General features: G+C 30.6%; 14 protein-coding genes. All 14 read left to right on the top strand.

Annotated features, from left to right (window positions below; all coding sequences use genetic code 11):
* The first annotated feature begins 34 nt into the window (after positions 1-34).
* The 14 genes from wecC to tagU all read left to right on the top strand — a co-directional run bounded on the left by wecC (position 35) and on the right by tagU (position 15,978).
* Positions 35-1,276 (top strand): UDP-N-acetyl-D-mannosamine dehydrogenase, encoded by a 1,242-nt coding sequence (gene wecC / locus MHH42_RS26575; RefSeq protein WP_097873005.1) that lies wholly within the window; start codon positions 35-37, stop codon positions 1,274-1,276.
* A 20-nt stretch (positions 1,277-1,296) separates the two neighbouring features.
* Complete coding sequence (locus MHH42_RS26570) at positions 1,297-3,030, top strand: asparagine synthase-related protein (protein WP_097873006.1); 1,734 nt, start codon at positions 1,297-1,299, stop codon at positions 3,028-3,030.
* Positions 3,027-4,283 (top strand): oligosaccharide flippase family protein, encoded by a 1,257-nt coding sequence (locus MHH42_RS26565; protein WP_001003972.1) that lies wholly within the window; start codon positions 3,027-3,029, stop codon positions 4,281-4,283. The genes MHH42_RS26570 and MHH42_RS26565 overlap by 4 nt, the downstream gene beginning before the upstream one ends.
* An 82-nt stretch (positions 4,284-4,365) precedes the next feature.
* Entirely contained in the window at positions 4,366-5,520 is a 1,155-nt protein-coding gene (locus MHH42_RS26560) for a glycosyltransferase (protein WP_000348945.1), read from the top strand.
* Positions 5,521-5,555: 35 nt separating this feature from the next.
* The gene (locus MHH42_RS26555) at positions 5,556-6,851 is read left to right on the top strand and encodes an O-antigen ligase family protein (RefSeq protein WP_088017957.1); all 1,296 of its coding nucleotides are present in this window, start codon (positions 5,556-5,558) and stop codon (positions 6,849-6,851) included.
* Positions 6,852-6,935: 84 nt separating this feature from the next.
* Positions 6,936-8,225: a glycosyltransferase gene (locus MHH42_RS26550; RefSeq protein ID WP_097873009.1), complete on the top strand. Its 1,290-nt coding sequence runs from the start codon at positions 6,936-6,938 to the stop codon at positions 8,223-8,225.
* 50 nt (positions 8,226-8,275) lie between these two features.
* The gene (locus MHH42_RS26545; protein ID WP_255253911.1) at positions 8,276-8,992 is read left to right on the top strand and encodes an acyltransferase; all 717 of its coding nucleotides are present in this window, start codon (positions 8,276-8,278) and stop codon (positions 8,990-8,992) included.
* Positions 8,989-10,380: a glycosyltransferase gene (locus tag MHH42_RS26540; protein WP_097873011.1), complete on the top strand. Its 1,392-nt coding sequence runs from the start codon at positions 8,989-8,991 to the stop codon at positions 10,378-10,380. The genes MHH42_RS26545 and MHH42_RS26540 overlap by 4 nt, the downstream gene beginning before the upstream one ends.
* A complete protein-coding gene (cps2T, locus tag MHH42_RS26535) occupies positions 10,381-11,538 on the top strand; it encodes a beta 1-4 rhamnosyltransferase Cps2T (RefSeq protein WP_097873012.1) in 1,158 nt (385 codons plus the stop codon).
* Positions 11,539-11,613: 75 nt separating this feature from the next.
* Entirely contained in the window at positions 11,614-12,507 is an 894-nt protein-coding gene (rfbA, locus tag MHH42_RS26530) for a glucose-1-phosphate thymidylyltransferase RfbA (protein WP_097873013.1), read from the top strand.
* Positions 12,508-12,520: 13 nt separating this feature from the next.
* The gene (gene rfbC / locus MHH42_RS26525) at positions 12,521-13,078 is read left to right on the top strand and encodes a dTDP-4-dehydrorhamnose 3,5-epimerase (protein ID WP_097873014.1); all 558 of its coding nucleotides are present in this window, start codon (positions 12,521-12,523) and stop codon (positions 13,076-13,078) included.
* Positions 13,079-13,089: 11 nt separating this feature from the next.
* Positions 13,090-14,109 (top strand): dTDP-glucose 4,6-dehydratase, encoded by a 1,020-nt coding sequence (gene rfbB / locus MHH42_RS26520; RefSeq protein WP_097873015.1) that lies wholly within the window; start codon positions 13,090-13,092, stop codon positions 14,107-14,109.
* A gap of 3 nt (positions 14,110-14,112) precedes the next feature.
* Positions 14,113-14,952 carry a dTDP-4-dehydrorhamnose reductase gene (rfbD, locus tag MHH42_RS26515; RefSeq protein WP_097873016.1) on the top strand — a complete coding sequence of 280 codons (840 nt, stop codon included), beginning with the start codon at positions 14,113-14,115 and terminating at the stop codon, positions 14,950-14,952.
* 111 nt (positions 14,953-15,063) lie between these two features.
* Positions 15,064-15,978 carry a polyisoprenyl-teichoic acid--peptidoglycan teichoic acid transferase TagU gene (gene tagU / locus MHH42_RS26510; RefSeq protein ID WP_000727068.1) on the top strand — a complete coding sequence of 305 codons (915 nt, stop codon included), beginning with the start codon at positions 15,064-15,066 and terminating at the stop codon, positions 15,976-15,978.
* The last annotated feature ends 37 nt before the right edge of the window (positions 15,979-16,015 follow it).

The following is a 16,015-nucleotide window of genomic DNA, read 5'->3' as shown; positions in this document are numbered from 1 at the left end:
GTAGTAGCTAACTCGTAGAAAAGAGGTTGGAAAAATGGATAAAAAGATTTGTGTAATGGGTCTAGGATATATTGGGTTACCAACTGCTAGTTTACTAGCAACTAAAGGATTTCAAGTACATGGTGTCGATGTAAATGAAAACGCAGTTGAAATGATTAATAGTGGTAAAGTACATATTTATGAACCAGATTTAGATATTTTAGTTAAGGCAGCTGTACAAAGTGGGAAATTGAAAGCTTCGTTGAAGCCAGAAGAAGCGGATATTTTTATTTTAGCAGTTCCAACACCATTCCAAGATGAGCATAAACCTGATTTAGCATATGTAGAAGCAGCAGCTAAAACGATTGCGCATGTTATAAAAAATGGGGATATCATTATACTTGAGTCTACAAGCCCGATTGGTACAACTGAAAAAGTTGCGGAATGGATTTTGGAAGAACGACCAGATTTAACAACTTCTGAGGAAATGCATAGTGATAAAGGAAGAATCTATGTAGCTCATTGTCCGGAACGTGTATTGCCGGGGCATATATTAAAGGAGCTAGTGGAAAATGATCGTATTATTGGTGGATTAGACAAAGAGTCTACAAAACGTACAGTTGAATTTTATAAACAATTTGTAAAAGGAAAAATTCTTGATACGAATGCAAGAACTGCTGAGATGGCAAAATTGACTGAGAACTCTTTCCGTGATGTAAATATCGCCTTTGCAAACGAACTATCGTTAATATGTGATAAGTTAAATATTAATGTTTGGGAATTAATTCGTTTAGCAAATCGTCACCCTCGTGTGAATATTTTACAACCTGGTCCAGGCGTAGGTGGACATTGTATTGCTGTAGATCCTTGGTTTATTGTAGATGCTGCACCTGAAGAAGCAAAACTTATACATACTGCAAGAAATGTAAATGATTATAAACCGATGTATGTGGTTGAGAAAGTAAAAGAAAAGGCTGATCGCTTTAAAAATCCGGTAATTGCCTGTTTAGGTTTATCATTTAAAGCCAATATTGATGATTTAAGAGAAAGTCCGGCTGTAGATATAGTAAATCATTTAGCAGAATCTAAGGTGGGGAACATCAAAGTCGTTGAGCCACATATTTCTACTCTTCCAAAGGTATTAGAAGAAAAAAATGTCTCTCTTACTACATTAGAGTGGGTTGTGGAAGAAGCGGATATTATTTTATTGTTAGTAGACCATGATGTTTTTAGTATCCTAGGAGAAAATAAACTTCAAGAGAAAATTGTAATAGATACTAGAGGTTTCTTTAACTAAATATATTTTTGGAGGATGTTATGCCAGGATTTTTAGGAGTAATTGGTGATAAAAGGTCTAATAATGAATTAATCGATTTAAATAATCCTCGATATAATGAATTAATAACTAATGAAATTTATGGAGAGTCATTTTATTTAGCTCGTTTCGTTAACAATAAATTTTTAAATGATAAGGTTTTTTTTGAAAATGATAAATATATAGTAATAACAGATGGTGTATTGTTAAATAGTACTTTTTTAAAAGAAAAATATCACAAAGAAAGTATATCTGAGTTACTTATAGAAATGTATGAACAATGCGGGGAGACTTTCTTTGAACAAATCAGAGGAAGTTATTCTTGTATTTTATACAATAAAGAAGCTGATAATTGGTTAATTTATACAGATCACTTAGGTGATAAAAAAGTTTATTATAAAAACTCTTATCAAGGATTCTTTTTTGGTTCGAGAATTTATGAGCTAACGAAAATTTTAGATGAGGGCAGATTAGATAACGATAGTTGTCTTTGTATGCTAACGCTTGGTTACATGGTCGATGATAGAACTATGGTAAAAGATGTAAAAAGATTATTACCTGGTCACTATGTAAAGATAAATAAGGGTATAGTAGAAGTGCATAGATATTTCAATTTAAACAATACTCCTAGAGAAGATAAAAGTGAAGAAGCAATAATTGAAGAAATGGATAGTTTGTTTAGGGAGGCAATACGTTTACAATTTGAAAAGGATCGCGAATATGGATATAAGCACATTGCATCATTAAGTGGTGGTTTAGACTCCAGGATGGTCAACTTTGTCGCTCATGATTTAGGGTATAAGGATATATTAAATTATACTTTTTCACAATCTAATTACCTTGATGAAAAAATTGCAAAGGATATAGCTAGTGATTTGAACCATGAATTTATTTTCAAGTCATTAGATGACGCTAAATTTTTATTTGACTTGGAAGATATTTTAAAAATAAATGGTGGAACTAGTATTTATTACGGTGTTGCTCATTCGAAGAATAATCTTGAAAAGTTAAATTTTAAAAATTATGGGATGGTCCATACCGGACAGCTTGGTGATGTGGTAATAGGTAGCTTTTTGAAAGAATCGAATTATAATCAGCCTATTGATTTAACATCCTATGTATATTCAACAAGGTATAAAGATAAATTAAATACTATTGATAAAAAAGAATATCCTGATGATGAGATATTCAAAATGTATAATCGTGGATTTAATTTTGCTTTAAATGGAAATTTAGCATTTCAGGAATTTACGGAATCAATGTCACCATTTTGCGATGTAGATTTTTTGCAATATTGTATGAATATTCCACTTAAATATAGAGTTGGTCATAATTTATATTTTAAGTGGATAATAAAAAAGTATCCGAAAGCAGCAGAATATATATATGAGAGTATAAAAGCAAAAATAACTACACCAAAAGTATATATTCGTTCAAAAGATTTCTTTATTCGAGGGACTAATAAAGTGTTAAGGAAATTGAATTTACCAACTCTTTATGGATATAATACAAAAAATGGAATGAATCCTTTTGATTATTGGTATAGAACTAATAGTGAATTAAAGGAATTTATAGATTCATATTATAAGCAAAATATAAAATTATTAGATAAACTGAACGAAAAGGAATTAAAGGTTATGTGTGAAAATCTCTATAATAACGGTATTACTGTTGAAAAACTACAAGTATTAACTGTCTTGGCAACTGTAAAGCTGATTATTGGAGCTAAATTATGAATGAGCTAATAAAAAAGGTTAGAAAAAAAGGTTTTTTTCATATTTTTAGTGCAAACGTATTTAATAAGATTATTCAGTTTTGTAGTGGAATCTTTTTAGTGAGATTACTTACTCAAAGTGAATTTGGTAATTACAGTTATGCTCAAAATATCCTTAATATATTTTTAATATTTAATGGTTTGGGAGTATTATATGCATTATTACAATTTGGCAGTGAAAGTGATACTAATTCAAAAAGAAATTCCTACTTTAAATTTGGTTTTAAAGTAGGAATTTCTTTTAATGTAGTTATTGTTCTAGTGATGTGTGGATATGGATTATTTATTGATTTCCCTAATAATCAGACTCGGTTAGCGTTATTTATGATGTTACTAATGCCCTTTACGATGTTTAGTTTTGAATATGTTCAGAACTATTTAAGGACGGGTTTACACAATATTGAATTTTCAAGATTAAGTACGTTGAATACATTTCTTATTTTTGGATTTTCTGTTATAGGTTCTATTTTAAATGGTGTATACGGAGTAATTATTGGGGTATATATAGCATATTTAGTTTCAATTATCGTAGGCTTTTTCTTCATAAATAAGAAGGGAAAACTTTTCAGCCAAACAGGAAAAATTTCTAAGAATGATAAGAAAGAATTTTTGAATTACTCCATAATTTCTATGTTTAGTAATGCTGTATCACAATTGGTATATCTAATTGATATTTTCTTAATTGGTTTACTTATTAGAGACACAGAAGTATTAGCGATTTATAAAACAGCTACATTAATTCCATTTGCTTTAAATTTCATTCCGCTGTCAATAATGACATTTATTTATCCGTATTTTGCTAAAAATAGGGAAGATAAAGAATGGATCCGTCAAACGTACATAAAAATACAAAAGGCTTTAGTTGTATTTAATCTAATTATAGTTATTATCTTGGTTTTAACAGCGCCTATAATTGTGAGAATATTATTTGGGGAAAATTATTTGGAGAGTGTAACTGTATTTAGGATACTATGTATTGCTTATTTACTAGGTGGAAGTTTCCGTATTCCAGCAGGAAATGTTTTGGCAATGTTAAGAAAAGTGAAGTTTCTTTTTGTTACAAATATAGTAGTGGGCGTTATTAATATTTGTTTGGATTTTATATTAATAAAATATTTTGCAGCGATAGGTGCAGCTATAACAACGCTAGTTATTATTCTAATAACATCGATAATATATAACATATATTTGTATTATCAAATAAGAACTAGTTGATGAGGTAAACATCAACAAATGAATTAAAGCTTCTTTTTTATGCAAAATAATTGTTTATATGAAAAAATTTGAGGTGAAAATGTTGGACGGAAATAAAATAGCAATTTATCAACAAGAATATTTAACGATATCAATGACCTTTATCTATCGTCAATTGCAAGGGATACAAAAAAAATACAATCCAATTGTTTTGGCAAGTAAAGTGGAAAATTTAAAAGTATTTCCTTGTGATCAAATATATTCTTGCCCTAAAAAATACGCTGAGAGAATCATTAATAAACTATATAGAACAGTTACATCAAAGTATGCAACATTATCTAAAGCACAATGTAATTATTATTGTGAGATTTTAAAAAAAGAAAATGTAAAATTAATTCATTCTCATTTTGGTCCATCGGCATTGGAAATATTACCAGTAGCAAAAAAGTTAAATATTCCACTAGTAGTGACATTTCATGGGTATGATGCATCGTCATTACTAAAGAACAATATATATGTTAATCAGTTACGGGAATTATTTGAATATGGGGAAATTATAACTGTTTCCCAAAAAATGAAAAACGACTTGATGAAATATGGAGCAAAAGAATCTAAAATCAGAGTTCATTATATAGGTGTACCAATACAAGATTTTTCTTTTAATGAGAAAAAATCAATAGAAGATAAAAAAAAGAAAAATGAAGTTATTAATTTTTTACAAGTTTCCAATTTTGTTGAAAAAAAGGGGCATAAATATACTATATCCGCTTTTAAGGAATTTTTAGAATTTTATCCTAATAGTCAACTTATATTAGGAGGCGATGGTCCTTTGAAGAAGGATATGGAAGAGTTGTGTAAAGAATTGAAAGTTGAAAATAAGGTTCAATTTATTGGTAAAGTTGTAAAAGAAGAAGTTGTACAACTTATGCAGGAAGCGGATGTTTTTTTACATCATAGCGTCACTTCTGGGAATGGCGATCAAGAGGGGATTCCTACAGTAATTATGGAAGCTATGGCTAGCGGAGTTACTGTTGTTAGTACTTATCATGCGGGGATACCAGAATTGATTAAAGATGGCTATAGTGGATACCTAGCTCAAGAAAAGGACATTCATGGGTATGTTAAGAAATTGAAAGAAGTTGTAGAATCTAATAATCAAATTAGAGAAAATGCACTGAATCATATTGATAAGAATTATAATATGAATATACAAAATGAAAAATTGATAAGGATTTATGATGAAATCCTATCTTATTAGTTAGTATTCAGTTTTAATTTAAATCGGTGTAAATTTTGTCAGAAAGAAAGGAACCTAGTGTGGGAATACTTATAATTTTAGTTAGCCTTTGGCTTTTAGTTCGAAATAATATAAAAGAAATGTTTTATTTCTTCATTCTTTTAGTTGTTTCTATACCTAATAATGATAATATCAAAATCTGGTTGAAGATAATATTATATAATTTTGATTTAACTTACGTTCCTTTATTATTATCATTTTTAATAGTGAGTGTTTCTTTATTAACAAAAAAAATGAGGGTGAAAATATTAAAAAAAGATATACCTCTTTTAATATTATTTGTATTAATAATTACTTATATTTTCGTAGGTATGAACTATAAAAATCAGTTTTTAATAAGCGATTTGAAAATTTATATAACCTTAATATTTGTATTCGTTACAGCAAAATGTTTAATTAAAACAAAGAATGACTTTTATCGGACATTAAAGCTAATATGTGTAGGGTCATTGGTATATTCTCTGGCAGTCGTTTATATATACTATTTTGAGATGGATAAATTATATTTTATTTATGGAGAAATGCTACAAAGTTGGTGGGGAAATAGAGTGACATTTGGCAATACGTCATTGCTAATTATAACATTGGGATTATCGCTATATTTCTATTCCCATAATAAGTGGTTATATTCCTGTATTATTATTTTTAATGTATACGCTATATATTTATCGCAAAATAGAACGGTAATTTTAATGTGTATATTAAGTGTTGTTATTTTTAATCTAGTACGTATAATCCAGAGTGCAAACATAAAAATATTAAGTAGGAAGATATTTATGACAATGCTATTAATTATAATGGCTTCTATTTTTATGTTTATATTTGTTAAAAATGAATCTAATATAGAAACAAATGAATTAATTCAGAGGTTTTATACCCAAAATGATACCTTATTAGTAAGGAATACCAGTAATGAAATGGCATTTAATAGTTTAATAACCAATCCATTAGGACAGGGAATAGGAAAGGAATTAATACTGTATAATGTAGACATGTCTATAGCAAATATAGGTATTTTTATTGATAATATATTTGCTACACTAGGTGTCAAATTAGGGATTTTAGGAATTAGCGTATTTTGTTATATTTTATTAAGTTTACAAATATCTTTATATAGAATATATATGATTAACAGAAAAGAAAAACTATATCTTTTACTTTTTATTCTTCATCCACCATTTCTAGTAATTACTGCATATATGAATGCGCAGATAATATACTCTCTGCCAGTAATGGTTTTTTATTTCAGCACAATTGCATTCTTGAATAAACTAGGGAAAAGGATAGATTAGTAATTCATTTTTGACATGTATGTTGTTTCCTATCTAAATTGAATAGTTATGATTTATCTTATAAAAAAGTAAAGGTGTAAAAAAATGAAAATTTTATTTATAGCAACACAATTACCTCCTTTTATTGGCTCAGCAAATATAAGAGGGCTAAATTATATAAATTATTTAAATCGTTTAGGGCATGAATTAGATGTAATTACAGTAGATTATCCTAAAGATTCTATTGCATATGATAAAAATTCTGAAGATGCCTTTGATAAAGAGGTACGGATTCATAGAGTAAACCCAGGTTTACTCTATAATGTATCTTATACAAGAAAGCCAGGGAATGATATAAGTAATAGATCTGAAAATAGTAAATTTAGCTTTAAAAGAAAAATAGGTAGTTTTGTTAAGAAGAATATTTTAATTCCGGATTCTTTTGTACAATGGATAAATCCAGCTTATAAGAAAGCGGTATCTTTAATAGAAAGCAACGGAAGTTATGATTGTATTTTTTCGATGCATGAAACACCATCTAGTCATGTAGTTGCTTATAAAATAAAGAAAAAATTCCCTAATTTAAAATGGATGGGCTATTGGAGTGATCCTTGGAACGGTGATAGTTTAAGAAAAGGAAGATCTTTAATTAAGGTATTTTTAGAAGAGAAAATTGAAAGAAATATTGTTAGTAAAGTAGATAAGTTCTTTTTTACAACTAAAAGTACCCGCCAAATGTATATTGATAAATATGACATAAATCCTAATGTCACAAATGTTATATATCGTGGATATGACGATACTTTGTATCACGATATAGAGCAGGAGAAGAAAATCCCAATAGAATTAAAGAATGACAAAATTAATATTGTACATACGGGAACAATTTATAAGGAATTACGTGATATTGGTCCATTGTGTACTGCACTTGAAAAGTTAAGAATTGAAAATTATAATTTATTTAAAAAAATTCATGTTTTGTTTATAGGTCAATTTACAGATATTCAAGATGAAAATAGAATGAAAAATCTAGAAAACGTAACAATAAAATCGCTTATGCCATATAAAGAAGCTTTAAAATATGTTGTGTATGCCGATGTTTTACTGTTATATGGAAATCAAAATAGTACACAAGTACCTGGGAAAGTATATGAGTATTTAGGAAGCAGGGCAGCAGTTCTAACTGTATTAGGTGATGAAAAGGATGAATTAAAAGATTTAATGGAACAGGTTAACAAAGGGCCAATAGTGTTAAATAATGAGAAGGATATTTTTGATGCGATTAAATCGCTAGAAAGAAGAGAGTCTTCAAATCAACTTAGCTGGTCTCAAAAAGTAGCAGAATATAAATGGATTAATGTTGTTAAAGATTTAGAAAAAAAGATACTTAACTAATTAATAGGTTTAAAAAAAGATTATATTTAAAAAGGATTGAGTGATTGCGTGTGATTGCATTTTTAAACTTTATTATCAGTAAATTAAAGAAAACCGAATATAAATTAGACGATAGTATAAAGACTGTTAATGTATTAGGAATTGTTTTTTTTAGATTAATGAGTATATGGCGTGGTATTTTAAGGAGAATTGGTTTAAAGGAATGTGGGAGAATCTTATTTGTAGGTAAAAAGGTGAAATTGAGGAATAAAAATGCAATTTCATTTGGTAATGGTGTTACTTTAGATGACTATGTTTTTTTAGACGGTTTATCAAGGGAAGGACTTAGAATTGGGAATAATGTTAAAGTCGGTTCGTATACAATTATCGCATGCTCGGGAAGTTTAAAAAATCTAGGTAAAGGTATAATTATAGGCGATAATAGTGGTATTGGCGATTTTAGCTTTTTTGGAGCAGCGGGAGGTATTAAGATAGGTAGTAATGTAATTATGGGACAAAATGTTAGGTTTCATTCGGAAAATCATAATTTTATTAGAACAGATATCCCGATTAAAGAACAAGGGGTTACTAATAAGGGTATAACCATAGGTGATGACTGCTGGATAGGATCAGGGGCAGTTTTTTTAGATGGTGTGGAAGTTGGAAAGGGCTGTGTTATAGGAGCTAATACCTTAGTTAATAAAAACATTCCATCGTATAGCGTTGCTGTAGGAAATCCAGTGAAAATTGTTAAAAGCCGTCTTGAGAAGAAGGAGATGGTAAATTGAGAATATTGCATATCTCGCTAGGGTTACCGCCTTTTCGTACGGGAGGGTTAACAAAATATTCACTTGATTTAATGCTCGAGCAATCCAATGAGCATGAAGTATCTCTTTTATATCCTGGGAAAATTACTGTTTCAAAAAAGGTATCTATTAAAAAAAACAAATCATATGGAAACATAGGGGTTTACGAATTAGTAAACCCTTTACCCATTTCCTTGTTAAATGGAATTAACCAACCACAATTATTTATGAAAAAGGTTGATAGAGGAATTTATAAAGAGTATTTAAAGAAAACAAATCCAGATGTAATTCATGTTCATACTTTGATGGGAATACATAAGGAGTTCTTTGAAGTGGCAAAAGAGTTATCTATAAAAGTAATATTCACTACACATGATTATTTTGGTCTTTGTCCTAAGGTTAATCTTATGGATGCGGAGGGCAATATTTGCGAAGATTTTAATTCTGGTCATAATTGTTTATCGTGTAATATTAATGCTCTTAGTTTACCAATGATTTATGTCATGCAGTCCTATCCATATCGATATTTAAAGGATAGTAGTGTTGTGAAATCACTGAGGAAACTAAAAAAGAATCAAGTTAAAAAAAGTATAGAAGTTTCTAGTGTATCGGAAGAGGTAATAAAACTAGATGATAATCTAGCTATTCAATATGTAAAATTACGCAAATATTATTTAGAGGTATTTAAATTGATAGACTACTTTCACTTCAATAGTTCGATTGCAAAAGAACAGTTTGAAAGTTTTCTAGATTTAAAAGGAAAGGTTATTTCTATTAGTCATAACAATATTTATGATCATCGTAGAGAGCGCCTTTCTAGAAGGGAAAACAGTTCGATTTTAAGGTTGGGCTATTTGGGTCCTATAGATGTGTATAAAGGATTTTATGCTTTAAAAGATACATTGGACTGTTTAAAAGGAAATGGATATAAACATTGGCACTTAGATGTATATGGTGATTTTATAAATAATACAGCAATCTATAGTCCAGAACATTATACTTTTCATGGTCGATATGAATACAGCCAGTTGAAGAAAATGTTTGATCAAATTGATTTATTAATTATTCCAAGCATTTGGAAAGAAACATTTGGATTTATTGGTCTAGAAGCTCAATCTTATGGCGTTCCAATCATGGTTTCTGAACATGTGGGATTTAAGGATCTAATAAAAGACGAGGAGACTGGATTTATTTATAAAACAGATGGAAATGATTTTATTAATAAATTATCTTCAATATTAGATAATCCACTGAAACTAGAGAGAATAAATGAAAATATATCTAAAATGAAATTTCCTTACATTATGCAACAACATACGAATGAAATAATAAACCTATATCAAGAGGTAAGAGCAGGAGTAGAAGAATAAATGAGGCATGTATTTATAATCGGATCCAAAGGGATTCCCGCAAAATATGGTGGATTCGAAACATTTGTAGAATACTTAACAGCTCGAAAGCAAAGTGAAGATATTCAGTATCACGTATCTTGCCTAGCTAATAATAATGATGAGTTCAAGCATAATAATGCAAGATGCTTTAATGTAAAAACACCTGAAATCGGTAGTGCTAAAGCAGTAGCATATGATATTTTAAGTTTAAAAGAGTGCATCCGTTATATTAAAAGAAATAACCTGACAAACTGCATTGTCTACGTGCTTGCTTGTCGTATTGGCCCATTTTTTTCTTTCTATAAAAGTAAGCTAGAAAAAATGGGTGTAAAGGTATTTGTAAATCCAGATGGACATGAGTGGAAAAGAAGTAAATGGAGTCCAGCTATTAGAACATATTGGAAAATATCTGAGAAGTTAATGGTTAAAAATGCAGATTTATTAGTGTGTGATTCTAAAGGAATTGAGTCATATATTAAAACAGACTATAAAAATTATAGCCCTAAGACGACATTTATTGCCTACGGTGCGGATGTTACATCATCATCTTTAGAAGACGATGATGTAAAACTAAACGAATGGTATAAGAAACATGATATAAGTGCCAATGAATATTACTTAGTAGTTGGTCGTTTCGTTCCAGAGAACAATTACGAGTTAATGGTCCGTGAATTTATGAAATCAGATTCTAAAAAAGACTTTGTGATTATTTCTAATGTTGAACAAAATCAATTTTATCAAGATTTATTAGCAAAGACGAATTTTGATAACGATCCTCGTGTTAAGTTTGTTGGAACTGTATATGATCAAGAATTATTGAAGAAAGTTCGTGAAAATGCATTTGCATATTTCCATGGGCATGAAGTAGGTGGAACGAATCCATCATTATTAGAAGCGTTGGCTTCTACAAAATTAAATATGCTTTTAGATGTAGTGTTTAATAGAGAGGTTGGGGAAGAAGGAGCTGTTTACTTCTCTAAAGAAAGTGGCTCTTTAGCTAACTTAATTCATGATGTTGAGCGATATTCACAAGAGCAAATTGATGAATTGGGTAGTAAGGCGAAAGATAGAATTATCCATGAATACTCATGGGAGAAAATTGTAAGTGATTATGAATCTTTATTTTTAAAGTCATAACAGAAATTAGAAGGGGATGAATCTAGGCAGATTTATTCCCTATTTCTATGATATAAAAAGGAGTGCGAGTAATTTATGAAAGGTATTATTCTAGCTGGAGGTAGTGGAACGAGATTATATCCACTGACACAAGCTGTATCAAAGCAATTGTTACCCGTGTACGATAAGCCAATGATTTATTATCCATTATCAGTATTAATGCTTGCTGGTATTCAAGAAATTTTAATTATATCTACACCACAGGATACGCCTCGTTTTAAAGAGCTACTGGGAGATGGTTCACAGTTTGGAATAAAGCTTGAATATGCTGTACAACCTTCTCCAGATGGCTTAGCTCAGGCATTTATTATTGGAGAAGAGTTTATTGGCGATGACTCTGTAGCTCTTGTTCTTGGTGATAATTTATTCTATGGACATGGTTTAACAAAATTATTACAAAACGCTGTAGAACGTCAAGAAGGGGCAACTGTTTTTGGATATTATGTAAATGATCCAGAACGTTTTGGGGTAGTGGAATTTGATGAAGATGGAAAGGCTATTTCTATTGAAGAAAAACCTCAAGAGCCAAAATCGCATTATGCTGTAACGGGTTTATATTTTTATGACAATCGGATTGTGGAAATTGCAAAGAATATTAAGCCTTCACCTCGTGGTGAATTGGAAATTACTGATATAAATAAAGTTTATTTACAATTACAAGAGTTACACGTTGAAATTCTTGGACGTGGTTTTTCTTGGTTGGACTCTGGAACGCACGAGTCATTATTAGAAGCATCTCAATTCATTGAAACAATTGAAAAACGTCAAAGTTTAAAGGTAGCTTGTTTAGAGGAAATAGCGTTTAGAAAAGGATATATTACCCGTGAGCAACTACTTGAATTAGCAGAGCCAATGAAAAAAAATCAATACGGTCAATATTTAATTCGATTGGCAGAACAAAGTAAACAAAAACAACCAATTTATCAATAAAGGAGTACGTATAATGAAGATTGTTGAAACTAAAATTCCTGATGTAGTTATTTTAGAGCCTAAAGTATTTGGCGATCATCGCGGATATTTTATGGAAAGTTATAATAAAGAGATTTTTGATAAACTTGGTTTAGAATATGAATTTATTCAGGATAATCAATCTTTATCTGTACCAGCCGGAACATTACGAGGTTTACATTTTCAGTTGAATCCTAAAGCACAGACAAAAATAGTACGTTGTATTACAGGAGCTATTTATGATGTAGCTGTTGATATTCGTAAAGGCTCACCTACATATGGTCAATGGATTGGTGTTATTTTAAGTGAACATAATAAGCGCCAATTAGTTGTGCCAAAAGGATTTGCACACGGATTTTGTACATTAGTACCAAATTCAACAGTGGCGTATAAGGTAGATGAATACTATTCTCCTAATCATGATGCAGGTATTCTATGGAATGATCCAGCATTAGGAATCGATTGGCCGGTAAGTGAACCGATTCTTTCAGAAAAGGATACTAAACATCCACTATTAGAAGAAGCAAATATTAATTTTGTGTACGAGAAATAAGGAGGAATAACATGAAAGTATTAGTAACGGGTGGCGCAGGGTTTATTGGAAGTAATTTTGTTCGATATATGGTGAAGAAGTATCCTGAATATAATATTGTAAATTTAGATGCGCTAACATATGCAGGGAATTTAGAGAATCTAAAAGATATTGAAGAATTATCTAATTACAAATTTATCAAAGGCGATATAGCAGATCGTCAGTTTATTAATCAATTATTTAAAGAAGAAAATTTTGATTATGTGTTAAATTTCGCAGCAGAGTCGCATGTTGATAGAAGCATTATAAATCCTGATATCTTTATTCAAACAAACATTCAAGGTACACAAGTATTACTAGATGCTGCTAAAAATGCGGAAGTAAAAAAATACTTGCAAGTTTCAACAGATGAGGTATATGGAACTTTAGGCGAAACTGGTTACTTTACGGAAGAAACACCTTTGGCATCAAATAGTCCGTATAGTTCAAGTAAAGCTGGTGCAGACCTATTAGTTCGTGCTTATCATGAAACGTTTGGTTTACCAGTAAATATTACACGTTGTTCAAATAATTACGGACCATTTCATTTCCCAGAAAAGTTAATTCCTTTAATGATTATTAATGCACTGAATGATAAACAATTACCTGTATATGGTGATGGTTTAAATGTACGTGATTGGTTACATGTGGAAGACCATTGTCAGGCAATCGATTTAGTACTTCATAAAGGAAAAAATGGTGAAGTGTACAATGTTGGTGGAAACAATGAACGTACAAACATTGAAATCGTAAAAACAATCTTAAAAGCATTGGATAAACCAGAATCTCTAATTAAGTATGTTACAGATCGTCCAGGTCATGATCGCCGTTACGCAATTGATGCAACAAAACTCCGTGAAGAATTAGGTTGGTCACCGAAGTACAACTTTGATACAGGTATTGAGCAAACTATTAAATGGTATTTAGAAAATCAAGATTGGTGGAAAAATATTATTTCTGGAGAATACCAAGAATACTTCAAGAATCAATATGCGAATAGATTAGAGGTATAAAACATGAAAGTATTAGTAACAGGGGCTAAAGGTCAATTAGGACAAGATGTATTGTGCTTACTAGAAAATCAACAATGGGAAGTTTTTGGATTTGGTAGAGAAGAGTTAGATATTACAAATGAAGGACAAGTTATTGAAAAAGTACTATCTATAAAACCTGATATTATTATTCATACAGCAGCATATACACAAGTAGATCAAGCTGAGAGCGATGAAGAAACTGCTTTCAAGGTTAATGCTGAAGGTACAAAATATTTAGCGCAAGCTGCCGAAGCAGTGAAAGCAAAGTTTTGTTATGTAAGTACTGATTACGTTTTTGATGGAACGAAAAATGAACCATATAAAGTGGATGATCAAACGAATCCTCAAACTGTATATGGTAGCTCAAAATTAGCTGGAGAACATTATACACAAAAGTATTGTTCAAAAAGTTATATTGTCAGAACGTCTTGGGTATTTGGCTTATACGGTAATAATTTTGTGAAAACGATGTTGCGTTTAGCGAAAGAGAAGACAGAATTAGGAGTTGTTCATGATCAGGTAGGTTCACCAACCTATACAACTGATTTAGCGAGATTTATTATTAATCTTGTGAAAACTGATAAGTATGGCATATATCATGGTTCTAACTCAGGAGTTTGTTCTTGGTATGAGTTTGCAAAAGAGATATTCAAGCAATCTAATATTGAAATAGTGGTCAATCCACTAACAACAGAAAACTTTCCAAGGCCTGCTGCACGCCCTAAATACTCAGTGCTGGACAAAGGGATGATTGAAGAAAATGGATTTGAATCGTTCCAAGATTGGAAGGAAGCTTTAAAAGATTTTCTCAAGAAGCTATAAGATAGTGGAAGAATCAGTGGTTTACAAATGATTTGTAAATCTGTATAGTTTTATGTGAAATAATAGTAAGTATAAGATTACTGAATTTGTTATTTGAAAGAAGGAAAAACGATGAAGAAAAAGATTCTATTTTGGATTCTAGGTATCATTGGTGTTCTTGTTATTGCTGGTGGTGTATATGCATATACTGTTTACTCTAATGTATCTAATACGTTAAATACAGTGCATAAGCCTTTGGATCGTGATAAGTCTGACAAACGAGATAAGAAAGTAGAGATTTCGGATAATAAACCTATATCTATTTTACTGATGGGTGTAGATCAGGAAGATAATGGGACAGGTAGATCGGATTCACTTATGTTATTTACCTTAAACCCAAAAACAAAATCTATGAAAATTACGAGTATTCCACGCGACTCTTATACGGAGATTGTAGGGAAAGGTAAAAAAGATAAAATCAACCATGCCTATGCCTTTGGTGGCATTGATATGTCTGTAAAAACAGTAGAGAATTTCCTTAATGTACCGGTTGATCATTATATTGAAGTAAACATGGCTGGATTTAGAGATATTGTAGATGCTGTTGGCGGTGTTGATGTAAATAACGATTTAGAGTTTACATCAAGAGATCAACATTTTGCTAAAGGTAATATTCATTTAAATGGTGAAACGGCATTAAAGTATACTCGTATGCGTTACGAGGATCCACGCGGTGACTTCGGTCGTCAAATGCGTCAGCGTCAAGTTATCCAGGCTGTAATTAAAAAGGGCGCAAGTGTATCTTCTCTAGCAAGTTACGGTGACGTATTAAAAGCAATTGAAAAAAACGTAAAAACAAGTTTAACGCAAGAGCAAATGTTTGAGATTCAAAAGAATTATAAAGATTGCATGGAGAACAGTGAAGAGATTCAAATCCCAGGCGACGGCCACAAAGCCGCTGATGGCATTTGGTATTACTATGTTCCAGATGCAGCGAAACAAGATATAACGAATAAGTTAAGAGCACATCTTGAAGTGACTAAATAATATGTAATAACCCAACTCCTTTGGAAGGAGTTGGGTT

Source organism: Bacillus sp. FSL L8-0099 (assembly GCF_038006385.1).
Lineage (GTDB): Bacteria > Bacillota > Bacilli > Bacillales > Bacillaceae_G > Bacillus_A > Bacillus_A toyonensis.
The sequence above is the reverse complement of the archived record's forward strand: the minus strand, read 5'-3'. Positions and strand labels throughout refer to the sequence as shown.